This window comes from Pedobacter sp. Leaf176 (assembly GCF_001424305.1).
Lineage (GTDB): Bacteria > Bacteroidota > Bacteroidia > Sphingobacteriales > Sphingobacteriaceae > Pedobacter.
Genome location: NZ_LMPD01000004.1, coordinates 429,853 through 455,085, shown reverse-complemented (window position 1 = coordinate 455,085; position 25,233 = coordinate 429,853). Strand labels below are relative to the sequence as shown.

General features: G+C 37.5%; 23 protein-coding genes. 8 read left to right on the top strand and 15 right to left on the bottom strand.

From position 1 onward, the window contains the following. Positions 1 to 563: 563 nt before the first annotated feature. Positions 564 to 1,607, bottom strand: a complete 1,044-nt coding sequence (locus ASF92_RS14445) for a ferredoxin--NADP reductase (protein ID WP_056094433.1) — start codon at positions 1,605 to 1,607, stop codon at positions 564 to 566. Between the two features lie 255 nt (positions 1,608 to 1,862). Continuing rightward, entirely contained in the window at positions 1,863 to 2,633 is a 771-nt protein-coding gene (locus ASF92_RS14440; protein WP_056094429.1) for a lytic transglycosylase domain-containing protein, read from the bottom strand. Positions 2,634 to 2,895: 262 nt separating this feature from the next. On the opposite strand from ASF92_RS14440, the gene ASF92_RS14435 reads away from it, so the two are divergent. Together ASF92_RS14435 and ASF92_RS14425 are read left to right on the top strand one after the other, a co-directional pair. After that, complete coding sequence (locus ASF92_RS14435; RefSeq protein ID WP_056094426.1) at positions 2,896 to 4,389, top strand: pseudouridine synthase; 1,494 nt, start codon at positions 2,896 to 2,898, stop codon at positions 4,387 to 4,389. Between the two features lie 613 nt (positions 4,390 to 5,002). Then, positions 5,003 to 6,118: a lactonase family protein gene (locus tag ASF92_RS14425; protein ID WP_056094419.1), complete on the top strand. Its 1,116-nt coding sequence runs from the start codon at positions 5,003 to 5,005 to the stop codon at positions 6,116 to 6,118. A 61-nt stretch (positions 6,119 to 6,179) separates the two neighbouring features. Here the strand turns inward: ASF92_RS14425 and ASF92_RS14420 are convergent, their stop codons facing one another. The 5 genes from ASF92_RS14420 to tilS all read right to left on the bottom strand — a co-directional run bounded on the left by ASF92_RS14420 (position 6,180) and on the right by tilS (position 10,307). Beyond that, positions 6,180 to 6,626 (bottom strand): KTSC domain-containing protein, encoded by a 447-nt coding sequence (locus ASF92_RS14420; RefSeq protein WP_056094416.1) that lies wholly within the window; start codon positions 6,624 to 6,626, stop codon positions 6,180 to 6,182. A gap of 185 nt (positions 6,627 to 6,811) precedes the next feature. After that, positions 6,812 to 7,954, bottom strand: coding sequence for an N-acetyl-alpha-D-glucosaminyl L-malate synthase BshA (gene bshA, locus ASF92_RS14415; protein ID WP_056094413.1), 1,143 nt, complete (start codon positions 7,952 to 7,954; stop codon positions 6,812 to 6,814). A gap of 238 nt (positions 7,955 to 8,192) precedes the next feature. Beyond that, positions 8,193 to 8,363 carry a GxxExxY protein gene (locus ASF92_RS21600; protein WP_082489570.1) on the bottom strand — a complete coding sequence of 57 codons (171 nt, stop codon included), beginning with the start codon at positions 8,361 to 8,363 and terminating at the stop codon, positions 8,193 to 8,195. Positions 8,364 to 8,486: 123 nt separating this feature from the next. Further along, entirely contained in the window at positions 8,487 to 8,975 is a 489-nt protein-coding gene (locus ASF92_RS14410) for a hypothetical protein (protein ID WP_056094409.1), read from the bottom strand. After that, on the bottom strand, positions 8,976 to 10,307 hold the full coding sequence (gene tilS / locus ASF92_RS14405; protein WP_056094405.1) for a tRNA lysidine(34) synthetase TilS: 1,332 nt from the start codon (positions 10,305 to 10,307) through the stop codon (positions 8,976 to 8,978). A 63-nt stretch (positions 10,308 to 10,370) separates the two neighbouring features. Here tilS and ASF92_RS14400 point away from each other — a divergent pair, with 63 nt between their 5' ends. Continuing rightward, the gene (locus tag ASF92_RS14400) at positions 10,371 to 12,575 is read left to right on the top strand and encodes an OstA-like protein (RefSeq protein WP_056094398.1); all 2,205 of its coding nucleotides are present in this window, start codon (positions 10,371 to 10,373) and stop codon (positions 12,573 to 12,575) included. Between the two features lie 93 nt (positions 12,576 to 12,668). Here the strand turns inward: ASF92_RS14400 and ASF92_RS14395 are convergent, their stop codons facing one another. After that, positions 12,669 to 13,238, bottom strand: a complete 570-nt coding sequence (locus tag ASF92_RS14395) for a non-canonical purine NTP diphosphatase (RefSeq protein ID WP_056094395.1) — start codon at positions 13,236 to 13,238, stop codon at positions 12,669 to 12,671. Between the two features lie 99 nt (positions 13,239 to 13,337). Beyond that, on the bottom strand, positions 13,338 to 13,991 hold the full coding sequence (locus tag ASF92_RS14390; RefSeq protein WP_056094392.1) for a hypothetical protein: 654 nt from the start codon (positions 13,989 to 13,991) through the stop codon (positions 13,338 to 13,340). 510 nt (positions 13,992 to 14,501) lie between these two features. Here ASF92_RS14390 and ASF92_RS14385 point away from each other — a divergent pair. The 3 genes from ASF92_RS14385 to ASF92_RS14375 all read left to right on the top strand — a co-directional run bounded on the left by ASF92_RS14385 (position 14,502) and on the right by ASF92_RS14375 (position 17,130). Continuing rightward, positions 14,502 to 15,863: a peptidylprolyl isomerase gene (locus ASF92_RS14385; RefSeq protein ID WP_056094389.1), complete on the top strand. Its 1,362-nt coding sequence runs from the start codon at positions 14,502 to 14,504 to the stop codon at positions 15,861 to 15,863. A 5-nt stretch (positions 15,864 to 15,868) separates the two neighbouring features. Beyond that, positions 15,869 to 16,831, top strand: coding sequence for a MoxR family ATPase (locus tag ASF92_RS14380; protein ID WP_056094387.1), 963 nt, complete (start codon positions 15,869 to 15,871; stop codon positions 16,829 to 16,831). 98 nt (positions 16,832 to 16,929) lie between these two features. Further along, a complete protein-coding gene (locus tag ASF92_RS14375) occupies positions 16,930 to 17,130 on the top strand; it encodes a hypothetical protein (RefSeq protein WP_056094384.1) in 201 nt (66 codons plus the stop codon). 119 nt (positions 17,131 to 17,249) lie between these two features. On the opposite strand, the gene ASF92_RS14370 is transcribed toward ASF92_RS14375, so the two are convergent. The 6 genes from ASF92_RS14370 to msrA form a co-directional block, all read right to left on the bottom strand. Continuing rightward, complete coding sequence (locus ASF92_RS14370; RefSeq protein WP_056094381.1) at positions 17,250 to 18,134, bottom strand: glycerophosphodiester phosphodiesterase family protein; 885 nt, start codon at positions 18,132 to 18,134, stop codon at positions 17,250 to 17,252. 97 nt (positions 18,135 to 18,231) lie between these two features. After that, positions 18,232 to 19,089, bottom strand: a complete 858-nt coding sequence (locus ASF92_RS14365; RefSeq protein ID WP_056094378.1) for a nuclear transport factor 2 family protein — start codon at positions 19,087 to 19,089, stop codon at positions 18,232 to 18,234. Positions 19,090 to 19,168: 79 nt separating this feature from the next. Further along, positions 19,169 to 20,152 carry a M28 family peptidase gene (locus tag ASF92_RS14360; RefSeq protein WP_056094375.1) on the bottom strand — a complete coding sequence of 328 codons (984 nt, stop codon included), beginning with the start codon at positions 20,150 to 20,152 and terminating at the stop codon, positions 19,169 to 19,171. Positions 20,153 to 20,233: 81 nt separating this feature from the next. Further along, a complete protein-coding gene (locus ASF92_RS14355; RefSeq protein ID WP_082489569.1) occupies positions 20,234 to 20,662 on the bottom strand; it encodes an endonuclease domain-containing protein in 429 nt (142 codons plus the stop codon). A gap of 88 nt (positions 20,663 to 20,750) precedes the next feature. Then, positions 20,751 to 22,211, bottom strand: coding sequence for a cysteine--tRNA ligase (gene cysS / locus ASF92_RS14350; protein WP_056094372.1), 1,461 nt, complete (start codon positions 22,209 to 22,211; stop codon positions 20,751 to 20,753). Positions 22,212 to 22,494: 283 nt separating this feature from the next. Continuing rightward, on the bottom strand, positions 22,495 to 23,091 hold the full coding sequence (gene msrA / locus ASF92_RS14345) for a peptide-methionine (S)-S-oxide reductase MsrA (protein WP_082489568.1): 597 nt from the start codon (positions 23,089 to 23,091) through the stop codon (positions 22,495 to 22,497). Positions 23,092 to 23,327: 236 nt separating this feature from the next. Here msrA and ASF92_RS14340 point away from each other — a divergent pair, with 236 nt between their 5' ends. Both ASF92_RS14340 and ASF92_RS14335 read left to right on the top strand, forming a co-directional pair. Further along, entirely contained in the window at positions 23,328 to 24,290 is a 963-nt protein-coding gene (locus tag ASF92_RS14340; protein ID WP_056094369.1) for an isopenicillin N synthase family oxygenase, read from the top strand. Between the two features lie 79 nt (positions 24,291 to 24,369). Next, positions 24,370 to 25,218, top strand: coding sequence for a hypothetical protein (locus ASF92_RS14335; protein ID WP_056094366.1), 849 nt, complete (start codon positions 24,370 to 24,372; stop codon positions 25,216 to 25,218). The last annotated feature ends 15 nt before the right edge of the window (positions 25,219 to 25,233 follow it).

Here is a 25,233-nt window from a genome sequence, read left to right as displayed (position 1 = left end):
GACATCCGCCGTTCAGGTTTTGTTTTCCCTTCGTTTCCGTTGGGAGTGCAAAGGTAAGAATCTTTTTTGAACCTCCAAATAAAATAATTTATTTTTTTAGCCCCTCTTCAATTCTTAAACCCAGCTTTTCAATTCTTTCCGCTCCTTCCGAACCGGGTTGCAAAGGTAATAAAACTTTCAATCTCCGCAAAAATTATTTTAAAATAATTCTAATCCCTTTCTCTCCACTTTTCAACCTTTTCCCTTCCTCCGAAGCGGGTTGCAAAAGTAGAAAAAAATCCTCAACACACAAACCCAGACAGCAAAATTTCAACCTTTTCCCTTCCTCCGAAGCGGGTTGCAAAAGTAGAAAAAAATCCTCAACACACAAACCCAGACAGCAAAAGATTTTCATATCCAACGCAACTCACTAATTCTCAATAAGAAAAAATTGAAGTAAGTACAGAACTTTTTAACTGCTACGTTTGTTATAGCCGGCTTCTGGCAGGTCATAAGGATTAAAAAGGTTGGTTCGACGAGAAAACATAATACTAACCTACCAGTTAATTATAAAGCACATTAAACTACCATTCTATAGTAGTTCCATTTTCAACAGGATGTCCCGTACAAACCAGTACCCGACCCAGCTCAATTTCATCATCAGTTAAAACTTCGTTATAATCCATGCGAACTTTACCTTTGATGCAGTTTGCCACACAAGTACTGCAAACACCGCCGCGACAGCTATAAGGTAATTTTATTTTATTTTCAAGTGCAACATCCAGGATTGTTTTAGGCCAGGGCACATTGAGGTGATAAGTTTCGCCTTTGAAATTTAATACGACTGAATACGTATTTTTGTCAACCTTCTTCTCCGATTGATCGTCTTCATCAACTTCATCTTCCGGTAATACAAAAGTTTCTCGTTTTATTTGCTTAATATCGAAACCCATGCCCAATAAGGTTATCCGGCATAAGTCCATATATATAATAGGACCGCAAGTATAAAATAGCGCGCTGTTTCTATTATAAATTAAATGCTCTTTTAGCAGGCGTTCTATATAGAACTTGTTTAACCTTGCCGTCATCAGATTCTTACTGTTACTGAATACGAAGATGATTTTTAGCCTTTCAGAATATTTGGCTTGCCATTCATTAAGCTCATCATAGAATAAAGTTTCTTCTAAAGAGCGGTTGCTGTAAACTAAAGTAATTTTCGATTTCTTTTCACGCACCAGCGCTGTTTTCATAATCGAAATTAAAGGTGTTATCCCAACTCCCGCAGCGAAAAGAAAAACATCGCGCTCAAGATTTTCCTCTGGCAGATAACTAAACAGCCCCTGAGGCTCCTGAGCTAAAAGGATATCGCCTACGGCGGTCTTATGATGTAGTAATCTAGAAATTTCCCCGTTTTCAACTCGTTTTACTGTAATTGACAGGGGTTCATCAACATCAGGAGAACTGTTAAAAGAATAAGATCGGCGGATTTCCTTATGCTTTCCTTCGAATACCAGTGAAATGAACTGTCCTGCCAGATATTCTGGGTAGCCGCCATCAACAGGATGGAGCTGAAGGCTAATGTTATCACCAGGTTGATTTATAATTTTATCAATTCGAAGTTTGTACATGCTGCAAAGATAAAGGAACAAAAAACAAAGATGAAAGCTTAAAGGTAAGCTAAAGTCAAATTACTAAATTTTGCAATGCGCTATAGCCGGTTAAGGGTGTGAGTGCAAACTCTGGAAATCGTTTTCTGCATAAATTAGAAAATCACTTATCCATCAGCCCTGGAAATAACTTAAAACGAATGACCTTCAGAAAATGGATAAAAAAAAACGTCCTGAATAATCAGGACGCCTTACCAAATGCTTGTCTTTTATTTACTATTCGGCATTATATGCCAATAATTCTTTCGGTTTACTATAACCGTAACGAACCGGGTGTTCAATAATCTGTTTCATCGAAATTACCTTATAAACGTAACCACCGGTTTCACGGTTGAGTTTCATTTTGTAGTAATTGTCTTGATTTTGATTATTGATCTGCTTGCGTAAACGTCCATCGCCTACGTTATATGCTGCAGCAACCAGTGTCCAGCTTTCTAAACCTTTATACATTTCTTTAATGTATTTGCATGCTGCAATGGTAGATTTACGCAGATTATAGCGTTCATCGATCCCGCCATTAACTTTCAATCCGTAATTACGGGCTGTACCGGGCATAAACTGCCAAACACCTGCTGCACCTTTTGGTGAAACGCCCGCCTGCATACCTGACTCAACTAAAGCCAGATACTTAAAATCATCCGGGATTCCGTATGCCGCTAAAATAGGCTCGATAACCGGAAACCATTCGGCAGCTTTTCGCTGTAAACGATGGGTTTGCGTATTGCCGTAAGTGTGGGCTGCAAGGATTTTTTTCATTTTGCGTTCCACTCTTCTATCTCCTAAAGGCAAAGTTTCTTCGGCAAAATTTAGCTGAGCCATTAGAGATTTTTTCACCTCTTTGGGTTTTTCAGCTGGGGGTATTGTTGTGTGTAATTTCTCTTCTTTTAAAAGACTTTTTTGTGCTAAGGGCATTTGGTAAGCGAACACTTTTGCCAGAATAAATAGTGCTGCCACTATCGAAAATGGTACGACGTGTTTCTTTAACATCTTCCTCCTTTTTTTGGTGAACTTATAAAAAACGTTGACAAAGGTATAAATTAATAATCAGATTACCAACTAGTTACGAAAAAACGCACAAAAATCTTAGTTTAAAGTGGTTTAAACTAAGATTTTAAATTTTGAATTTCCACTCATATTTAATATATTAGAGGCTATTTTCCGACAAAATTTTATCGGCGCTCCTGATTGATAATTTCAGCTATTTTATATAAATTTGCACCCCGCATTTAGGTGCGGCTAAAAGCGTATCATGATAAATAAAAACAACAGGAACAGTCGGGATGACAAATCCAAACCGGGCAGCCGGAAAACCGAAGGCAGAAGTAGCGCCGGTGGTTCTGACAGAAAAAGATCAGAAGATAAAGACAGTAAATTCAAAAAATCATCCGACTCAAACACAGGCTTCGGACCTAGAAGCGCAGACAGTAAAGATTTCAAATCAAAATCTTTCGGAGACAAAAAAGATTTCAAACCAAGAGGCGACCGTAATTTTAAATCGAGAGATGAAGAACCTAAAGGTTTTAAATTCGGCGATAGAGAATTCAAATCAAAAGACACTGCATCAAAAGGTAGCGAACGCGATTTTAAACCAAGAGAAGGTGGCTCAAGAGATTACAAACCGAGAACTGGCGGTTCAAGAGATTTTAAACCAAGAACAGGAGAAAGAGATTTTAAACCAAGAACAGGAGAAAGAGATTTTAAATCAAAAGATAGTGGTGCAAGAGATTATAAACCAAGAGGAGAACGTGATTTCAAATCTAAGGATGGAGATTCGGGAAATTTTAAACCGAGAAGCGGCGAAAGAGATTTCAAACCAAGAGAAGGCGGATATAAAGATTTCAAATCGAGAGGTGGCAGAAATGACGACTTCAAGCCTAGTGCAGGAAGTTCAAGGGATGTAAAACCAAGAGAAGGTGCTGATAGCAGACCTTTCAGAAAGCGCGAAGAGCTTAAACCAAGAGACACGGAATTTAACCGCGAGGAAAGGACTGTAATTAAGCAAGGGCGCAAGACTAATGAAGACAAAGGCTTAATTCGCTTAAACAGATACATTTCAAACGCAGGCATTTGCTCCCGCCGTAAAGCGGATGAGTTAATCGCTGCCGGCATCATTACCGTAAACGGAGAAGCTGTAACTGAACTCGGACACAAAGTGGACCCGGCTAAAGATCAGGTCCGTTATAATGGCGAATTGCTTAAACGTGAAAAGAAAGTTTACGTTTTATTGAACAAACCGAAGGATTACATTACTACTACTGACGATCCACAGGAACGCCGCACGGTTATGCAGTTAGTAGATAAGGCGAGTCGTGAACGTATTTACCCGGTTGGGCGTTTAGACCGCAATACTACAGGTTTGTTATTAATGACGAACGACGGAGATTTAGCGGATAAATTATCCCATCCTAAAAACGGCATCACTAAAATTTATAACGTTGAATTGGATAAATCTTTATCGCAAGGTGATTTAAACAAAATCCAGTTTGGCTTAGAATTAGAAGATGGTTTAATAAAACCAGATAACATTTCTTATGTTGCCGGAGGTACAAAAAAAGAAATTGGCATTCAAATTCATAGCGGTAAAAATCGCATTGTACGTCGTATTTTTGAACACCTTGGCTATAATGTAGAAAAACTGGACCGTGTAGTTTACGGCAATCTTACTAAAAAGGACTTACCTCGTGGAAGGTGGCGCTATCTGGAAGAACATGAGTTAATTCAGATAAAGCATCTTATAAAATAACATTTGAAGGCAATCGAAAGGTTGCCTTTTTTTGTTAAAGGGTTTTAGCTAATTAGGTTTAGCTGTAGATTAACAGATTTTTTAGTCTTTATTTGCCACAGAAATAAAGATTTATACGGGATTGAGAAAGTTAAATTCATTACCGTCATTTAGAGCATAGTCGAGAAACCTAAGGCTCTGCAAAGCAAAATCTTTGAACCAATAGTTTTGAATATAGATCTCTCCACTACGCTGCGCTTTAGTCGGGAAGACGATCATTATCAGGTCGTCATTTCGAGCGTAGTCGAGAAATCTTTCATAAAGCGACGCCTTAACTAGAATCATATTTATGAGATCCCCGTTCCGCTGCGCTCCAGTCGGGAAGACGATCATTATCAGGTCGTCATTTCGAGCGTAGTCGAGAAATCTTTCATAAAGCGACATCTTGATTAGARTCATATTTATGAGATCCCTCCGTTCCGCTGCGCTCCAGTCGGGARGACGAATGGAGGGCAATGGTTCCGTAAGTTCAGTGCTTCCGTGGCAAAATAGACATTCGATTGATCAGAATTCCCCTTCACTTACTGGTATTCGTTTTCTTTTCCCATATTTGCTATCAATTAAAATCATAATTATGAAAAAGTACAATTGTCTCTTGTTACTTATGCCAATATCTTTCGCGGCTTTAGCACAGCAAACAAATTATAACCTTCTGATAGGAACATACACAAACACACCCGCAAAAAGTGAGGGCATTTATACTTATAGTTTCAATACATCCACAGCAGATGCAAAACTAAAGTTCACAACAAAAGATGTTAATAACCCAAGTTATATCGCAATATCGCCAGATAATAAATTCGCTTATGTGGTTAACGAAACTGGGACGACCAGTACGGTAAGTGCTTTTAAATACAATGCAGTAACAGGCGCCCTGCTGTTCATCAATAAAGTAGAAAGCGAGGGCGCTGATCCTTGTTACATAACGGCAGATAAGGACAATGTTATCGTTGCAAATTACAGCGGCGGAAGTCTCGTTGTTTTCAAAAGAAAAGCAGATGGTGCTTTAGATAATGCTGCCCTGGTTATAAAGCATACAGGAAAAAGCATTGATCCGAAAGGCAGACAGGAAACTGCACACGTTCACATGGTTAAATTTACACCCGACAGAAAGTTTTTAATCTGCACAGACTTAGGTGAAGATCGCATATACATTTACAACTACAAACCGAAAAACACAAGGCAAATATTAACCCTCAAAAACGTTTTGAGAACGAATCCCGGCAGCGGCCCAAGACACCTTGCTTTTACACCTAATGGGAAATTCGCCTACCTGGCGCATGAATTTAATGGAAGTATAACCGGTTATTATTACACAAATGGAGATTTAAAGAAAATCCAGGAAATCGGCACAACTCCAAAATCGTTTGAAGGCAGGATTGATGGAGCTGACATCCATGTTTCAGCCGACGGCAAATTCCTTTATGAAACCAACAGGGGTGATGCAAATACCATTTCTGTATTCTCTATCCTTTCAACCGGTATATTAAGATTTGTTGAAACGGTAAGTACACTGGGCAAAGGACCAAGAAATTTTTCGATTGACCCCAGTGGCCGGTTTGTGCTTGTGGCACATCAATACAATAATAACGTGGTGATTTTTAATCGCAACAAGCTAACAGGAAAACTAACGGATAGCGGAAAACGCATAGAAGTTGCAGCACCTGTAAACCTGGTGTTTACCAAATAAAAAATTAGCTTATATTTCGAAACAAAAAAAGACTTACCATGTGGCAAGTCTTTTTTTGTTATTAAGCTGGTTCAGCAACCTTCGCTACATTGCGATAAGGATAATCGCTGAAAATATGTCTGCGGGCAAAACGGCCCGGGGAATCGGCATTTACTAATTTTACATAGATGGCCTTTGGTACATCAAAATATTCGTAAGCGCTTCCATCAAAAAACTGAATATTCAATACCTGCTGTTTATATTCAAAATCAAGTATATTTGATTTTGTAATGGTTTCTGTATACGTTTCGATATTTTGCTCACGGGTTTCAGGCGCAATACTCACTAAAAAATGGTAAGCTTCAATAATATCTTTGCTTCTTGCCTCTGCCTCTAATTTTTCTTCCTCCTGCTGAAATTTATCAGGATGGCAATCTTTCATTAATGTACGGTAAACCGATTTAAGATCCTTTAATTCAGCATTTTTATCTACGCTTAAAAGCTTTCTGTAATCAACAATTTTTTTCATCTAACCTATTTTTTAATCTTAATGCGATAATTGAAATCTTTATCCAAGGTTTCAAAGGCGCAAAGGTACAATATATAATCGTTTGATTTTGAGAAAGTTTTATTTTAGAAAAAATACTTAAAGCGCTTTCAAAACAATTGCCAATTGTAGTACAAATATTTAACTACCGCCTTGTAAGGCCAGATTTAGTATTTAGGTTGCAACGAATTTTCGATTACTTCTTTGTAGTAATTTACGTAAAAGGGCAAAATCTTGATCAAATCAAAATCCTGTGCTCTTGTAAAGGCATTATCTTTGAAGCGCCCCAATGTTTCATCATCTTTTAATATTTCGATAGCATGTGTCGCCATCGATTCAACATCGCCAACTTCGCTCATATAACCACAAAAACCATTAACATTCAGTTCGGGGATGCCACCAGCGTTTGTTGTGATTATGGGTACTTTACAAGCCATCGCTTCAAGAGCAGCAAGCCCAAAACTTTCGGATTCTGACGGCATTAAAAAAAGATCGGAAACAGAAAGGATTTCTTCAACTGCGTCTTGCTTACCCAGAAAACGAACGTGATCACTAATGTTTAGCGAGCGACACAGCTGTTCGTCGTAAACCCGTTCCGGACCATCGCCTACCATCAATAATTTCGATGGGATTACAGCCTGCACTTTTTCGAAAATACGAATAACATCTGCTGTTCGCTTCACTTTTCTGAAATTGCTTGTATGTATTAAAATCCGTTCGTTATTAGGAGCAATGGCTTTTTTAAAGTGATCTTTTGCCTGTAAACTAAAACGATTAAAATCGATAAAGTTTGGAATTACTTTAATGTCTTTTGTAATCTCGAAGTGGTTGTAGGTATCCTCTTTTAAATCCTGAGAAACCGTAGTAACGCCGTCACTCTGGTTTATAGAAAATGTAACTACAGGTTTGTAGGTTGGGTCTTTACCAACAAGTGTAATGTCGGTACCATGTAGTGTGGTTACTACAGGAATATGAATGCCATAACTTGCTAAAATCTGCTTTGCCATGAATGCGGCAGAAGCGTGGGGAATCGCATAATGAACATGCAAAACATCCAGTTGCTCAAATCGAACAACATCTACCAATTTACTGGCCAATGCTGATTCATAAGGGGCATAATCAAATAAGGGATAATTTCTTACCGAAACTTCATGATAAAATAAGTTTGCAGAAAAGAAATCGAGCCTTGCCGGCTGACTATAAGTTATAAAATGAACCTGGTGTCCTTCATTGGCGAGTGCTTTGCCAAGTTCTGTTGCAACGACGCCACTACCTCCAAAAGTAGGGTAGCAAACAATTCCTATTTTCATTATAAATGTATTGTTGTTGCAGCAAATGTAATCCAATTATATCTAAATTGTATGTAAGGCAATTGCAATAAAAAAAACGGAAATAGGCTCCGCTGCTAAACAGCAGATATAAAAAATGTTTCTATAAATGATGCCGCTGATTCGCAGATTTTTGTAATCATTAAAATTATTGTCATACTGATTTCCTGTAGACGATATTACAGAATGGTAAATCTTTTTTTTTAATGATCCTTTTATATTACGGTGATTTATCGTTGAAATTAATTAGTAAATCAACATCTAGTTTCGATACCGCTAAGTAATTAAGAACTAGTGCATAAAATTCATTTGCAAAACCATAAGTAGATTTTACTTCCAAAATGATTTTATCATCGATTACAAAATCAGCGTAAGATTTATGTTTTAAAATTCAGCTAAATTATAATGTACTTATAATATCATTATTAATCTGCGAATCTGGGGCTATCTAACTCATGTGCTTTTACCATACTGGCCTGATTTCTTATCCAAATAGTATACCCCAACCCGTGAATTAATTAGGCTTTTTCATCTCTTCTTTAATAACAAGAAACAGTTCATTGGGTCTCTGTGTACCGATAAAATATTCTAGACCGTCGCGGTCTGTTAAAACAACGGCATCCTTTCCGGAAGAATAGAAGCGAATGGTACCTTTTGTATGCAAATTATAAACCGGATTATTAAAATAGTACCTGCTGTAAGTCGCCTTTCTAACATCGACGATGCTATTTAAATCAATTTTAACCCTTTTGGTTGTCCACAGCCCGTCGAGAATTAAGCTGCCATTATCTACCACAATTTTATATTGAATTAAAAAAAGCAACAGCATAGACACACCAATAATACCGAAACCAACCACCAGGAATAAATCCTGTGTATTATCCCGATCGCGTTCATATACATATGCAGCAAAACAGAATGCGGCTAGTATAAGCCTGATGAAAATGCGGACATAATCTCTACCTATGTACTGTTTTTCGATATATGCGTATCTGCTTTCCACTTAATAATTTTTGAGTTCGAATATAGCAACTTTTTTTGTTGAGTTAGTCAACTTGTAACGGTTATCCTGTCGCATTCCTGTAATCCAAATGATTTCGCCGTTTCCATTAACCAAAATAGGAATGCTTGTTTTTAAATGCAAAGGCACTTTTTCGTCAATAAAAAAATCGCTCAGCTTTTTAAATCCATTCATTCCCAGAGGCATGAACTTATCTCCATTTTGCCAGGTCCTCAAAACTAATGGAAATTGCAAAACAGCTTTGTCAACGAAAATTTTTTGCTCAATCCTTTCAAATTTTACCTCTTCGGAAAAAGCAAGCTCAAATTGATAATTATTGTAGTCGAAAACGGCATCGTTTAAATGAATAATTTTATGTGAATAAATTTCAAAATCCAGCTTACTGATAACTAAGTCTTCGCGGTTGATTGTCGCCTGATGACTTGTACTAAAAAATTTAATCCCGCTTTGTTTATCCAGCGAATTAATAATTTCTTCAATTACACTTTCCGTAAAGCCATAGCGCTTAAGCAATTCAAAAAGTAATAACTTTTGTGGGTTTAACGACCTAATTTTGCTTAACGAAATATAAGCCGCGTCTGCTTTTTCAACTACAATTTCTTCAGCGATTTGCTTTACCTGTAATTTCAAAAACGTTTCGATTTCTGCAAATCGTTTAATATTGTCATTAAATGTATTTTCCAGATTGGGATTAATATCCCTAAGATGCGGAATTACATTCAGTCGCAACTTATTTCTGACATAATCTGAACTGAGATTAGAACTGTCTTCGACGAAATCAAACTTATTATCGTCAACGAGCTGATTTATTTCCTCGCGGTTTAAAAATAGCAGCGGTCTGATTAATCGACCACGTTTGGGCAAAATTCCGTGTAAGCCGCTGATACCGGTCCCCCTGACCAAATTAATCAGCATGGTTTCTAAGGCATCGTTTTGATGTTGTGCTAAAGCGATGTAATCATAACCTGCTGTAGACCTTATTTCTTCGAACCAGTTGTAGCGCAAATCTCTGGCTGCCATTTGGGTAGATATTTTATTTTCTGCAGCATATTTTTTTGTATCAAAATGCGTTACATAAAAGGGCACATCAAGCGAATTAGCAAGCATTTTTACAAAGTATTCATCCCGCTGGGCTTCATCAACCCGCAAATTAAAATTACAATGCGCTATACCAATGTCAATCCTGAATGCTTTAAAAAGATATGCCATTAAAACTGAATCCTTACCCCCGCTAACAGCCAATAGAATTTTGTTTCCGGCGTTGAAAAGCCGGTGCTGTGCAATAAAATTCTGAAGTCTGTTTATAGGTAACATCCGTCAAAAATATTTAATTTTAACCAGTTTCCAACCTTCGGAACAAAAAACTAACTTTGTAAGGTGCAAAAAACATTTGTCTTTCTTCTCTTCCTGATTTGCCCATTATTAATATTTGGCCAGCAGAAAGGTTCTATTATTAAAATTGTTTCTTCAACCCGAATTACAGGAGATACGAAAAAGAAGGTTAGTTATTTGCGTAATCCGGTTTTTCAACAAGATAACGCGACATTAACCTGCGATAGCGCTGTTTTTTACACGGAGCGTAATTACTTTGAAGCTTACAGAAATGTTCACATCAATCAGTTAACGACCGATATCTATTCGGACGAGCTTCAGTATGACGGTAATAAAAAGCATGCTCATTTAACGGGCAACGTTAGGATGGTTGATCCGAAAACGATTTTAACAACCAATGTTTTAGATTATGATATGGTTGCTAAAATCGGAACCTACACCAATGGAGGTAAAATTGTTACGCAGGACCAATCTGTTACATTAACCAGCAAAAACGGTTATTATTTCAATAATAGTAGCGACGCCTATTTCAGGTATAATGTTGTTGTTGTTACACCGCAAAGCACCATTAAATCGGATACCATGCGGTATAACGTTGATACAAAATGGACCTACTTTTACGGCCCAACGAACATTAAAGGAAAAGACGACAATTTGTACACCGAAAATGGTGCTTACAATACCTTAAGTGAAGATGCCTATTTTGGGAAGAAAAACCTTTACACACAAGACACCAAATCTCTGAAAGGCGACAGCTTATATTATTATGGTAAAATAGGCTATGGCAAAGCGGTTAAGAATATCGTTTTTACGGATAAGAAGGACGGGACAAAGATGTTTGGTGATTTAGGCTTCTATTACAAGATCGACCAACGAACATTGGTTACCAAAAATGCCTATGTCGATTTAATTTCAGGAGATTCGGTTACAGTCAATAATAAAAAGCGACCTGATACCTTACGCCTGGGTGCTGATACTCTGGAAACGCAAATAACGCTGCAAAAAACATTAAAGCTAATCCCAAAAATATCCATTAAAGCAGATAATGAAGTTGGTGAAGACGAGGAAGAGGCCCCTGCAAGGACCAAAAAAACACCAGCTGTAATTAGGAGTGCAGATACTAAAATAAAGAAAGCGGCTGTTAAAGGTGGAAAAGAGCCTAAGCGAAAACGTGATGAGAAATCACAAGAACAACCAGCTTTGAATATCCCCGACAATTTAAAGGATAGCATTAAAACTAAAATCGATTCTGCGGGGGTAAATATGGTTAAGGTAGATTCCCTTCTTAAAAATTCTTCAAAAGGAATAGATTCTTTAAAGAAAAAGGTAGCATCTGTAAGCAATATCCAAAATAAGTTACCAAAACTTAGCCCGGATAGTATACTCAAAAAAATACCAAAAAACTCGAAGGATAGCTTAAGTAAACAAATCAAAAATGCAAAAAGGGATACAACTGTATTTAATCCGGCTGACACAGTTACTACCCGTATTATAAGGGCTTATCATAATGTAAAAATTTTCAAGAGCAATATCCAGGCAAAAACAGACAGTTTATTTTATACAAGTGCTGATTCTACGTTGCGCTGTTATGGAAATCCGATTATATGGTCGGAAGGTTCTCAGGTAGTGGGCGATACCATTTATGTTCAGTTCAAGAAAAACAAATTAAATAACCTGCAGGCATTTAAAAATGCATTTTTGGTGAGCACGCCAAAAGATTCGCTCCGTTTCAATCAGATCAAAGGCCGTTACATGACCGGCTTCTTCTCGGAAGGAAAACTTAAAAATCTTTATGTGGATGGAAATGCAGAAAGTATCTATTATACACAGGATGACAGCACAAAGGTGTACAAAGAGATGAACCAGACCTTAAGTAGCCGTATTAAATTTACTTTCAAGAATAATGACATTGATGATATTGTTTATATCAACAGCATTGAAGGTGCGCTTAATCCCGAGAATAAAGTTTCAAAAGATAATGTACTCAAGGGGTTTTCATGGAAACCTAAAGAGCGACCAAAATCAAAGAAAGAAGCTATTGGTTCATCAGGTCTTAAAAAGCCAAAGCCTAAAGTTCCCGCAAAGACACCAGCTAAAACATTAGCGACAAAATCAGCTGTAAGCAAGGGACCTACAACGGCAAAACCTGTGATACCAAAAGCAGATTCGGTAGCAAATTTTGGAATTAAACCTATTTTTCCGAAGAAGGATTCTACTATGGTAGTACCAAAAGGTTCGATTAAACCATAAAGCCTAGAATTTTATTTTTTTTTATCGGAAAATGTAACTTTCATTGATAACAGGCAAAGCTTAAAGAAAAGACAATCTTTTCTTTAAATCGTTTCATTTCAAAAAGGCAATCATTTTCTGCAGGGCCAAAGCCCTATGACTTATTTTATTTTTCTCAGCCATATCCATTTCTGCGAAAGTAATGGAATATCCCTCGGGCTGAAAAATCGGATCGTAGCCAAAACCTTTAGCGCCTGATAATGCTGTTCTTATGGTACCATTAATTACACCTTCAAACAAATGATTTTTCCCGTTTTGCATTAAAGATATTACGGTTTTAAATCGTGCTTTACGGTTATGGATGCCTTCGAGTTTTGCCAGTACCATATTGATGTTTTCTAAACTGTCACGGCTACCTGAATATCTTGCAGAATATACGCCCGGCTCATTATTCAAAGCATCTATTTCCAGGCCGCTATCATCAGCAAAACAATCCAGGTTGTAGTTTTCGTATACAAAACCGCTTTTTAATGTTGCATTTCCTTCAAAGGTATCTGCAGTTTCAGGTATGTCAGCGAAACAACCAATGTCTTCAAGATTTAAGATCTCGTATTGGCCATTTAGCGCATGGCGTATTTCGTCGGTTTTGTGCTGGTTGTTTGTTGCGAAAACAAGTTTTTTCATAAAAAAGGGTGTAAGGAAAATAGGTAATAGATAACGGGAAATGGCTGTATCTTGATACTTGATACCCGATACTTGATACTTGATACTTAAGTATCGAAACTACTTAATCTTCTGCAGATTGGCCCAAAGAGATTTTTTTGCAGCAATATCACCATCTAATGGATGCAGGTTAGGTGCGAAAATGATCCTGGTTGTTTCATGATGTATCATTTCCTCAGACCAGGCCAGATCCAGTTTCAAATGCTGCGGTTCGACACCAAAGGACAACATTAACTGCGGCTTAAAAAACTGATGTAATTCGATGAAATTCACCTCCTGATAGTTTGCATAATTAACCAACGCGAAGTCTGGAGCAGACAAGTCAATTGCTTTGACAATTTTCCTAAGCAATTCACGTCCTTCCAGAGTACTTACCTCATTATCAGAATCATTTACTAAAATCAAAACCGATTTCTTATTCCCACCCAAAAATTTAAAGCTTTTAGGCACTACGGTTTCTTCAGTGACAAGCGAAATTTCTCCCTCTGATACGTCATCTTTCAGGATTTCACCTGGTTTATTATAGTTTTTCTGATTAATTTCAGCAACCGAAAGCACTTCAGTTACGCCATCTATCGGAGCATCTGATTTTGAAGAAACGGCGTTTAAGGCAAAGTCAGGCGCAATTTCTAAGGATTTATCTTCGACCAAAAAAACATCCTCCGTAAAAAAAATGCGTAAAGCGTTTGCATTGTTGGTAACCTGACTTTCCATTCGTATTTTTGCCTTATAATAATTCTGTTAAAATTAGTTAAATATCTTTTAATAGCCCCGCTAATTGTTACTTTTATCCTTTAAATTTTATAGAACTTTCTGTGTGAGAGAAGCTTATTACCTATTTGTTTTAAGTTTGTTGTGTAGTTCGTTATTTGCACAAATCGTAGCGCTAATCAATAATAAACCAGTTAAAAGCAAAGAGTTTATGTGGGCTTATAAAAAAAGTCATAATTGCAGCGTTCTGAGGATTCTGAAATTAAAATTTGGAATAAAACCAGGACGACGAACAGTACAACATAGATTTTTATAAAGGAATGAACAAAATTATGGTAAACCACTCAATGAGGTAAGAGGTGATGTTATTGAAGATTATCAGCAAAAACCGGAAGAACACTGGCTTAACAGCCTAAGGAAAAAACATACCATAAGGATTAACGAAAATTAGCTAAACTTTAATTCCCGCTAATCAGACCAATAATAGTAAATTTGCAATATATAATAAATAGAATGAAGAGAGTTTTTTTAGCAGTAATTGTTTTGGTAAGCTTGTTTTTAAACAGCTATGCCCAAAAAAACAACGTAGACAAGGTTGCTGCTGTAGTAGGTAATAATATTATTTTACTGTCTGATATTAATCAACAATACACCCAGTATCTATACCAGGGCAGACCTGCTGATCCAAATGTTAAATGTATGATTTTACAACAAACATTAACACAGAAACTGCTTAAGCAACAAGCCGAAATAGATTCGGTTATGGTTGATGATAACCAGGCCGATGATGAGGTAAATAGGCGCATGCGCAGCATGATTCAAAGGGCAGGCGGACAGGAACGTTTAGAGCAGTTCTTGAACAAATCTGTTTTACAGTATAAAGATGAAATGAGGCCGAGCGTTAAGGATGAACTTGTGGCTCAAAAAATGCAGTCAAAAATTACAGAAAACATCAACGTAACGCCACTCGAAGTTGAAAAATATTTTAAATCGCTGGGCGATAGCCTTCCGGAATTTGGTACCGAAGTTGAGATTGGTGAAGTTATCTTAAATCCTCAGCTTACGAAAGCGGAAAAAGAAAGGTTTCATGACAAAATTGAGGCCTTACGCTTGAGAATTAAAGGTGGAGAAGATTTCGGTGCATTGGCTAAGGCGTATTCAGAAGATCCGGGATCGGTTGGTGACGGTGGCGATTTAGGCTTCTTTGACAGAAGCCAGATGGCGAAAGAATTTACAGCCTGGGCGTTTAAGCTTAAAGCAGGCGAAATGTCTCCTGTATTCGAAACTGAATTCGGATACCACATTTTGCAGGTGATTGAACGTCGTGGCGAAACCGTTCACGCGAGACACATTTTAATTTCTCCTAAAAGTACTCAAAGCAGTTTAGATCGCACTAAACTTCATGCAGACAGTATTTATAATAATATACTGTCTAATAAAATAAGCTTCGCTGCTGCTGCAAATTTATATTCCGATAATAAGGAAACAAAATATAATGGCGGTATGATGCTGAATGCAGAAGACGTGCAATCGAGAAGTACTTTTATTCCAATAGAAAAATTAGATCCCGCAGTATTTTTAGTTATTGATACCATGAAAGTTGGCGGCATTTCAAAACCTCAGTTATTTACTGCTGCAGATGGAAAACAAGGTTATCGTATTTTATACCTTAAATCCAAAATTCCACCGCATAAAGCGAATCTGGCGCAGGATTTTCCAAAGATAAAAGCGGCTGCACAGAGCGATAAAATTAACCGAACCTTAAGCGAATGGTTTGAGAAACGCCGTGAAAGTAGCTTTATCAAAATTGATGAAGAATTTCAGGATTGCAATGAATTAAAAATCTGGACAAAGAAAAGCTCCGAAACAAAGTAAGCTCAATGCAGTATAAGAACCAGGTAGAGGCCGTAGATGCCCTTCATGAATCCTTCAACAACATAAAGAACGAAATAAGTAAAGTTGTAGTCGGACAGGATGATGTTATAAAATCCGTATTGATTGCTATTTTTAGCAATGGCCACTGTTTATTGGTTGGCGTTCCCGGATTGGCCAAAACCTTACTTGTACAAACTGTTGCATCTGTATTGGACCTTGATTTCAACAGAATTCAGTTTACGCCTGATTTAATGCCAAGTGATATTATTGGTGCTGAACTATTGGGTGAAGACAGACAATTTAAATTCATTAAAGGGCCTGTATTTTCAAATATAATCCTGGCGGATGAAATTAACCGGACACCGCCAAAAACCCAGGCCGCTTTGCTGGAGGCCATGCAGGAAAAATCAGTTACAGCCGCCGGGCAAACACTCGCTCTACCAAAACCTTTCTTCGTTTTAGCAACGCAGAACCCGATTGAACAAGAAGGCACCTATCCCCTTCCAGAGGCACAATTAGATCGCTTCATGTTCAATATTCAGTTAAATTATCCTGCCTTTGCAGATGAGTTAACGATTGTAAAAAACACGACGAGCAACAAAAATGTTCAACTGCAAAAAATTATTCATGCAGATGACATTCAATATTTTCAAAACCTGATACGGGATATTCCGGTAACGGATAATGTTTTGGAGTACGCGGTTAAACTGGCCGCCAAAACGCGTCCGAATAGCGAATTTGCTACCGAAGCGGTTAACAAATACATAAGCTGGGGTGCTGGTCCGCGGGCTTCACAGTTTTTGGTTTTAGGCGCCAAATGCCACGCCGCCGTATCCGGAAAGTATGCACCGGATATTGAAGACGTGCAGGCTGTAGCCGAACCCATCCTCCGCCACCGTATTGTTCGCAATTATAGAGCAGAAGCAGAAGGCTTATCTATTGAGAAGATAATAAAAGATTTGTTATAGCGCATTTAAAGAGAATTCAACTCTAATCTTTATATTTTAAAATTGTTGTTATCTTTACCACAATTAAAAAGCATAAATTATAAATCAAAATATTCGATATGTCAGCGCACGATTCACACGCACCAGTTCAGCAAACAACAGGCATCTGGGCTTTGCCATTAACCGCATGGATTATTGTATTAATTCTTTGCGTGGTATTTACCAGACCAATTTTTCATCACGAAGAGGAAGGTTCTACCTCTCATGAAAAAACGGAAATGCCAGCTCACGAAAAAACAGAAGCTGCTCCACACCACTAGGTGCTAAACATATTTAAAAGAAATGCGCTGATAAAACAGCGCATTTCTTTTATTAACTAGACCGTCATTGCGAGGCATAAAGCAATCTTTTCTCGCTAATTATTGCTTATAAAAAGTGCCTACTTAATCTGTCCGATTAGATTAGGATAATCGGTTATGACACCATCTACCCCAAGGCTCATGAAATATTTAATTTCCTTAACTGAGTTTACAGTCCACGGGATAATTTTTACGCCCATTTCATGGCAGCGATCAACTAAGCCTTTCCCAACCAAAATTGAATAAGGGCTATAAATTGTTGGTTTGAAACCCAGCTTTTCGATATAATCTTCAAATGGTTCCTTTTCATCAATTAACAGGGACGTCTGAATTTTAGGGTATTTTTCATGCAAATACTGCAGTGTCCGCATGTCAAAGGATTCGATTATAACCCGTTTAGAAATCTTTTTAGCATTGATAACATCCATTATTAAGTCGACAAATTCTGCAGGCTCGGGATGAAATTCATTATCTCCGTTTTTAATGGTCTTTGTTTCAATGCTATATACAGGTTTTGCTAATTTGTGCGCTTTAACATAAGCTTCAACTTCATCAATGGTTTCAGAAAGTAATGGTTTGCTCACTTTAAACTTCATCTGACCAGGAAAGCGCGAATGAACCTTGCTGCCAACGTCAAACTTTTTAACTTCGTCATAATCCATCTTATAGATATTAAAATCCTTTTGATTTTTTAAAATGATGGGTTTTCCGTTTGGCTGGATCGAAATTTCATTGTTAAAATAAGGTTCCTGGGATAATACTACCTGCTTATCTTTAGAAATAACCGCATCCATTTCCAGTGACGTTACGCCTAAATCCAGGGCTTTTAACATGCCTTGAATTGTATTTTCGGGCATTATACCACGCGCGCCAGCTTTCCCTTGCACATCAAAATTAGTTTTCTGTGCCGAGGAGTTTAAAAACAGGATAGTGAGTAGCGCAAAGAGTATTGTTTTTTTATTCATTTAAATTCTTTTAAGAATAACGTAAAATAAAGCTTTTTAGATATTAAAAAAGGGCTTTCTTTTTACGGAGAGCCCTTTAAAAAATTCACATTAAATTCTATCTATCGGCCGGTACAAAAGCCTGAATGATTAGGTTCCAGCTTGCATCAGCTGCTTTCTCATATACAAAAACATAATTAAAGCTTTCCCTCAGGTCTGCTTTATAGTCGACCGTTGCAACGCCATAAGTATAGGCTAAATCACTCCCTAAAGCTTTGTCGACGCCGGTTGTTTTCAAATTGATTTTACTGAACATTCCGTTAAAGAAAGTCAGAATTTTACCTTTTCCTTCAATGGCTTCGTTACCTGGAAATAACAGGCGCGCGTTATCCGTTAAAAACCCCCCAAATGCAGCAATCCCATGCGTTTTCAGAAATGTATTCAATGTTTTTTCTGTTGTGAGAATAACATCCTTACTTGCTTTTTGCTCTTTCTCATTAATAAATTTAGGAATAAAACGATCCTTAGGTTCTTCGAATCTGGCAGTTGTTTTTGCCAGTGGTTTATTACTTTCCGTACCTAAATCTATAGCAAGCTTCCAGGTTCCGTTTTCAGCCTTCCAAATGGAAAGATACTGACCATATTTTTTTTCCGTTCCGGCGATTTCATAAGGCCCGGTGGTGAAACCCAAATCGCCACTGCGGGATACCTTTGCAAAATTGGGCTCCCATGATACCTGATTTGTACCTTTTGCCTGCGTTGCATAAAAGGTTTTTGCGTTAACCGGATTTGGTCTGAACACTAAAGTTGTAGCAGAGGAGTAGTCAATATAAGCTTCTTTATCACCTTTCTTTGCGATCGATTTTGCAAAGTCCTTTTCAGCATTTACTAAAGATTTGGTTGTTCCATCACTCTTTTGTGCGAAGGCATTTAAGGTCAAAGCAACTGCAAAAGCAGTAGAGAATAATGTTTTCATGTATTGTTTTTAATAAGGTATGGCGAATATAAAATTTTCTTTGACGTCAGTTTCTAAAAGTAATTAACAATTGCACATTTTACTTTTCGCGGAAAATGGTTTCGAGCACCGTTTGACCAGTAGCCTTCAAAGTATTTTTATCAATATTAGCCAGATTATCAAGCTGTGTATGCCAGTTGATGTAAAAACCACTATTGTCGTTATAGTGAATAATATCAATGGATGGTACACCAGCTTTGTTCATCCAGAAATGATCATCAACCAATTTTCCGCTTGGAATAGTCACAAAATAAGAAGAATAACCGATTTCACTCCCAATATTCCAGACCTTGTTCACCACATCCGGAGCCGATTGGCGGGAAATTTCATCCTGTGTAAATTGTGCATTTCCGCCGCCAACCATATCGAGATTTATACCATATAGCGCTTTATAGCCCGTAGAAATTGCATTTTTTGCCCAATATTGCGAGCCTAAACACCAGGTTGTTTCCTCAGGTGTTTCATCGTTCGCTTTACCGTAATCTTCCAAATCCCATAATACGAAATCGACACCGACATTCGGTTGTCTTTGTTGAATCTGACGTGCCATTTCTAAAATAACCGCTACGCCACTTCCGGCATCATTCGCCGCGTCGAAAGCCTTGGTATGATTTGCAGGGTCGGCATCCTGATCTGAAAAAGGCCGTGCATCCCAATGGGCGGTAACCAGAACCCTGTTCTTCTTGTCCGGACTAAAACTCGCCATTACATTTTTCAGCTGAAAGCTTTTTCCATCATACGTAGTTGTTTTAGCACCCTGCATTTTTACATCGGCGCCAAACGATTTCAGCTTCGCAACCAGATAATCGGCACATTTCTGATGAGCGATTGTACCGGGAACTCTTGGTCCAAAATCTACCTGAGCTTTGGTATAGGCAAAAGCACTGTCTGCATTAAATTCCGGTGAAACCAGTTTAATTTCCTGAGTTGTGTTTTCTGTTCCCTCAGAAGATTTCTTATCGTTTTTACATGCCTGAAAACCAATTAAGGCGAGCAAAAGGAGTATTAAAAGTTTTTTATTCATTGTTTATAAGATTAAAGCGAAAAGACTAAAGGTGAAACCTTGACCAAAAGCATGGCTACACTTTTACCTTCCTTGCTATTTTTAGACTTTGCTTTCTTTAGCGATCTTGCTTCCCCCTTTGAAGGGGGTTGGAGGATGATTGAGTTTCCACTTAATAATATAAGTTTCTATTGTCCTTCTGACATTTTCAATATCATCGATAACCTCACTATCATTAAATCGAATAATATTAAACCCCATACACTCCAAATCATTTTCCCGTATTTTATCTTTAGCTAATTGCACTTCACCGTTATGGCTCAATCCATCAACCTCAATAATTAAATCCAGATCTTTGGAGAGAAAATCTGCAATATAATTTCCGATAGGTCTTTGTCTTAAAAAAGGGAAGCCCATCATTTGCTTATTTCTCAGTAATTCACACCATAATTTAATCTCCGCCCTGGTTCCATTTTTTCTATTGACCCTTGCAAATGACTTTAGCTTAATATTATAGTTGTTGTTATTCATAAATTAAAATCATCCCCCCTGCCCCCTTCAAAGGGGGAATGGACTTAAATTTAATACTGAATTAATTACATCTGCAAATCAGAATGGCTTACGCCTTACTCCAGGTTGTACCTTCCTTGCTATCTTTAAGTTGAATCCCCAATTCCTGCAAGCCAATTCTTATTTTATCGGACGTTGCGTAATCTTTATTTTCTTTGGCTTCCTTGCGTAAACCAATAACCATTTCCAAAACGCTGTTCAATTCCAGGTTATCCGATTCTTCGTCTTTCAAGCCCAAAATATTGAATACAAAATCCTCAACCAGTTGCTTTAGTTTATCCAGTTCAACAGCAGAAATTTTGCCTTTGCCATCGTAAACCGTATTTATAATTCTCACCGCTTCAAACAGCTCGGCGATTAATACCGGACTGTTAAAATCATCGTTCATTGCGTTGATACAATTCGACTTTAAAGTGTCAATATCAAATTCATTTTCTTCTGATACAGATAATTTTTCCAGCAAACTAACCGCAGCCATTAACCGGCGAAATCCCTTTTCCGATGCATCAAGCGCGTCGTTAGAAAAGTCCAAAGTGCTGCGATAATGTGCCTGCATCATAAAAAACTTCACCGTCATCGGGCTATAGCCTTTTTTTAATAGCGGATGGTCGCCTGTAAATAATTGCAAAGGAAGGAAACCATTTCCAGCGGATTTCGACATCCTTGTCCCGTTTACAGTAAGCATATTGGTATGCATCCAAAAGCGGGCAGGCTGGTGGTGGCTGCAAGCTTCAGATTGGGCAATTTCATTGGTGTGATGTGTCGCCGCCAAATCCATTCCACCGCCATGAATATCAAATTCGGACCCAAGGTATTTGGCACTCATGGCCGAACATTCAATATGCCAGCCGGGAAAACCCATCCCCCACGGCGACTGCCACTGCATTAAAGTTTCAGGCTTCGCTTTTATCCAAAGGGCAAAATCTAAACGACCTCGTTTTTCATCCTGTCCACCCAATTCGCGGGTGTTGTTCAACATGTCTTCCAGGTTGCGGTTGGTTAAAATTGTGTAGTTATATTCCTTGCTGTATTTTTCAACATCAAAGTAAACGTTGCCGCCAATTTCGTAAGCATAACCGTTTTCGATGATAACTTTAATCATCTCAATCTGCTCGATGATATGCCCGGTAGCTGTTGGCTCAATGCTTGGCGGTAATGTATTAAACATCCGCATCACATCGTGAAACCCTATCGTATATTTTTGCACAATCTCCATTGGCTCCAACTGCTCCAGCTTCGCACGCTTTGCAAATTTATCATCGCCTTCATCCCTGTCACCTTCCAGATGGCCTGCATCGGTAATATTACGTACGTATCTGACCTTATAACCGGAGTATTTCAGGTATCTGAAAATTAAATCGAAAGACATAAATGTGCGGCAATTGCCTAAATGCACATCGCTGTAAACTGTGGGACCGCAAACATACATCCCCACATTGGGTGCGTTTAAAGGTTGAAAATGTTCTTTTTTACGAGAAAGCGTATTGTAAAGCTGTAAGCCGGTATTCATATTACAAATGTAATATTTACGATCGGAAAGTTTCGGAAATGGTGAATTGTTTAATAGTTCAAAAGCTTAATTGACAATTCATAAATTAAATAGCAGTATTTTTCACTACAAAAGCGAAAACTGCGTTGCAGGCAGGCCAGTCTGCTCCCGTTGAAAAAATCCGGATGCGGGCTTTCCATTTCTATCAGATTTATAAAAGAAAAACTGTGCTAACAAAAAAATGCCCAGGCAAAGTCCAAAATGGAATGTGGCCTGAGCATAAATGATTAGCTTAAATGACGACTTACTTAAGCTTAGCTTTAAATACTTTCTCCAGCTTTTCAAGCTTCGGTAAAATTACTAACCTGCAATAGGGCGCATTTGCATTATTTTTATAGTAATTCTGATGGTAGCTTTCTGCAACATAAAATGGTTTAGCCGACTCAATCACGGTTACTACTTTCTTACCATATGCATTAGTGGCATTTAACTCTGTTTTATATTTTTCTGCTAATTCCTTTTGGTCTTGTGAATGGTAAAAGATAACTGATCGGTATTGAGTTCCGCTATCTGCACCCTGACGGTTTAATGTTGTCGGATCATGACTTTTCCAAAAAACCTCCAACAAATCCTTATAGGTAATCTGCATCGGATTATAGGTGATTTCTAAAACTTCTGCGTGACCTGTAAATCCAGTGCAAACTTCCTCGTAGGTCGGATTTGCCACCTTGCCGCCCTCATACCCCGATTTCACAGCAACAACACCTTTCAGTTTTTGAAATATAGCTTCTGTGCACCAAAAACAACCCATACCAAAAGTTGCTTTCTCTGTTTTCTTTCCCTGTGCATTAGCCTGATTTAAAACAAATACCGATAATAAAATTAAAATGCTTCGTTTCATATTATGTGTGTTTTTGACGTAGCTTTAAGCTATCCACTATAATACGAAATAAATTTACCTAAAGTTTCTATGCGTCTAATAATGGGTTTTACATGACAATCATACATTTTTTTTAATCCTACTCCTGATGTTAACAACTTAAGGCACTCATATTTATGACTTTGTTGATTATTCAAGCTTATTAAACACTTATTAACAATTCTTTTTTAAATTCGTATTACAATAAAATACAATATATGTCTACACCCTATATTCCATGTTTAGATTTAGGTTCTTACATCAACGGAACTGAAGAAGAACGCAAAAAATTTTCAGATGAGCTCGGAAGAGCTTTTAATGATTCAGGCTTCGTTACCATTACCAACCATGGATTAAGTCAGGAATTAATTGATGAGCTTTATGAAAATATTAAAGCAGCTTTCGCTTTACCTTTAGAAATAAAAAAGAAATATGAAAAGCCAGAACTTGCCGGACAACGCGGTTACACTAGTGCTGGCAAAGAAACGGCTAAAGGTGCTAAAACACCGGATTTGAAAGAATTCTGGCAGATTGGCCAGGAGGTTACAGACGGCGATCCGGTTAAAGACCAATACCCTGACAATGAAATATTAGAAGAGTTGCCAAGATTCAACAAAGTAACGGGCGATATCTACAAAAAACTTGAAGAAAATGGCGCACACCTTTTACGTGCCATTGCAACCTATTTAGGATTACCAATTGATTATTTTGATAAACACGTTCACAATGGGAACTCGATTTTAAGAGGTATTCACTACTTCCCTATCGAAAATCCTGAAACCATTCCTGATGATGCCGTTCGTGCCGGAGCACATGAAGATATCAATTTAATTACTTTATTAATTGGTGCAAGTGCTGATGGACTAGAGGTTTTAACCCGCAGCAATGAATGGTTGCCAATTAAAGCACACCATACTGATATTGTTGTAAATGTTGGCGATATGTTGCAAAGGTTAACAAACAACAAATTAAAATCAACGACGCACAGGGTAGTCAATCCGCCTCGTGAATTAATGAAAACATCACGTTTTTCGGTTCCTTTTTTCTTGCATCCGCGTAGCGATATGGATTTAGCGAGTTTACCATCAACCATAGATGATGAACATCCAAAAGCTTATTCAGATATGACTGCAGGTGAGTATCTTGATGAAAGATTAAGGGAAATCGGTCTGAAAAAATAGTCGCCAGTTTTATTACCCGGTTTTTAATTAAACTGGAAAAGCGCCAAAGAAATTTGGCGCTTTTTAATTACCTTGAAATATGCATTCAACTGAATTAGAAGTTTTCGCCGAAATCCATGGTATCGGTTCCGCTTCAGGATTATTTCTGAAAGAAAAAAAACTTTACATAATTGGAGACAATAGTGCTAATCTAAATGAATTTGACCTTTCTAACAATCAACTCCATAAAATTAATATACTATTTAAAAATGATTTAAATGCTTTAGATAATATAGCAAAAGCTGACAAGGCGGATTTTGAAGTGCTATGCAACTATCGCGACAGATTATTTATTTTAGGCTCTGGCTCTGCAAAGAATAGAAATGTAATGATAGATTTTGATTTACAAACTAAAGAAATTATCGAACGTAATTTGACTCATGTCTACAACAAAATAAAAAATAAAGCAAAAATTGATGACGATAATTTTAATATAGAAGGCGCTATTTTCACAGGCAAATCGTGGCTTTTATTTAATCGAGGTAATGGTAAACATGCTAAAAATGGAATATTTGCTATTAATGGAGAAGACCTGACAAAATCTGACAATGCCACATTTTTGAGAATTAATTTACCAAATGTTAATCACGTCGAATCTTCTTTTACCGATGCTGTTTTATACAGAAACGAGATTTTTTTTATTGCAACAGCAGAAGATACAAAATCTACTTATAATGATGGTGCAATACTTGGAAGTTTTGTAGGAAGCATTAATTTACAAACACTGGAGTTGAACTTTGCTACTAAAATATCGGATGTAAATAAGTTCGAAGGCATTTGTTTTTTTGAGAAATCGAAAAATAAAATAGAATTTCTGCTCTGTGAAGATAGAGACACAGAAGAGTTGAAATCTACTATTTATAGATTAACGATGAATTTCCAATCTTAATCTGCTTACCATAAT

Coding starts and splice junctions, on each gene's coding strand:
- ASF92_RS14365 (WP_056094378.1), bottom strand. CDS start 19,089: ATGAAAACATTATTCTCTACTGCTTTTGCAGTTGCTTTGACCTTAAAT.
- ASF92_RS14375 (WP_056094384.1), top strand. CDS start 16,930: ATGTCAGCGCACGATTCACACGCACCAGTTCAGCAAACAACAGGCATC.
- msrA (WP_082489568.1), bottom strand. CDS start 23,091: ATGAAACGAAGCATTTTAATTTTATTATCGGTATTTGTTTTAAATCAG.
- ASF92_RS14395 (WP_056094395.1), bottom strand. CDS start 13,238: ATGAAAAAACTTGTTTTCGCAACAAACAACCAGCACAAAACCGACGAA.
- ASF92_RS14380 (WP_056094387.1), top strand. CDS start 15,869: ATGCAGTATAAGAACCAGGTAGAGGCCGTAGATGCCCTTCATGAATCC.
- ASF92_RS14425 (WP_056094419.1), top strand. CDS start 5,003: ATGAAAAAGTACAATTGTCTCTTGTTACTTATGCCAATATCTTTCGCG.
- ASF92_RS14435 (WP_056094426.1), top strand. CDS start 2,896: ATGATAAATAAAAACAACAGGAACAGTCGGGATGACAAATCCAAACCG.
- ASF92_RS14420 (WP_056094416.1), bottom strand. CDS start 6,626: ATGAAAAAAATTGTTGATTACAGAAAGCTTTTAAGCGTAGATAAAAAT.
- ASF92_RS14385 (WP_056094389.1), top strand. CDS start 14,502: ATGAAGAGAGTTTTTTTAGCAGTAATTGTTTTGGTAAGCTTGTTTTTA.
- ASF92_RS14355 (WP_082489569.1), bottom strand. CDS start 20,662: ATGAATAACAACAACTATAATATTAAGCTAAAGTCATTTGCAAGGGTC.
- cysS (WP_056094372.1), bottom strand. CDS start 22,211: ATGAATACCGGCTTACAGCTTTACAATACGCTTTCTCGTAAAAAAGAA.
- ASF92_RS14440 (WP_056094429.1), bottom strand. CDS start 2,633: ATGTTAAAGAAACACGTCGTACCATTTTCGATAGTGGCAGCACTATTT.
- ASF92_RS14340 (WP_056094369.1), top strand. CDS start 23,328: ATGTCTACACCCTATATTCCATGTTTAGATTTAGGTTCTTACATCAAC.
- ASF92_RS14445 (WP_056094433.1), bottom strand. CDS start 1,607: ATGTACAAACTTCGAATTGATAAAATTATAAATCAACCTGGTGATAAC.
- bshA (WP_056094413.1), bottom strand. CDS start 7,954: ATGAAAATAGGAATTGTTTGCTACCCTACTTTTGGAGGTAGTGGCGTC.
- ASF92_RS14390 (WP_056094392.1), bottom strand. CDS start 13,991: ATGGAAAGTCAGGTTACCAACAATGCAAACGCTTTACGCATTTTTTTT.
- ASF92_RS14335 (WP_056094366.1), top strand. CDS start 24,370: ATGCATTCAACTGAATTAGAAGTTTTCGCCGAAATCCATGGTATCGGT.
- ASF92_RS14370 (WP_056094381.1), bottom strand. CDS start 18,134: ATGAATAAAAAAACAATACTCTTTGCGCTACTCACTATCCTGTTTTTA.
- ASF92_RS14360 (WP_056094375.1), bottom strand. CDS start 20,152: ATGAATAAAAAACTTTTAATACTCCTTTTGCTCGCCTTAATTGGTTTT.
- tilS (WP_056094405.1), bottom strand. CDS start 10,307: ATGTTACCTATAAACAGACTTCAGAATTTTATTGCACAGCACCGGCTT.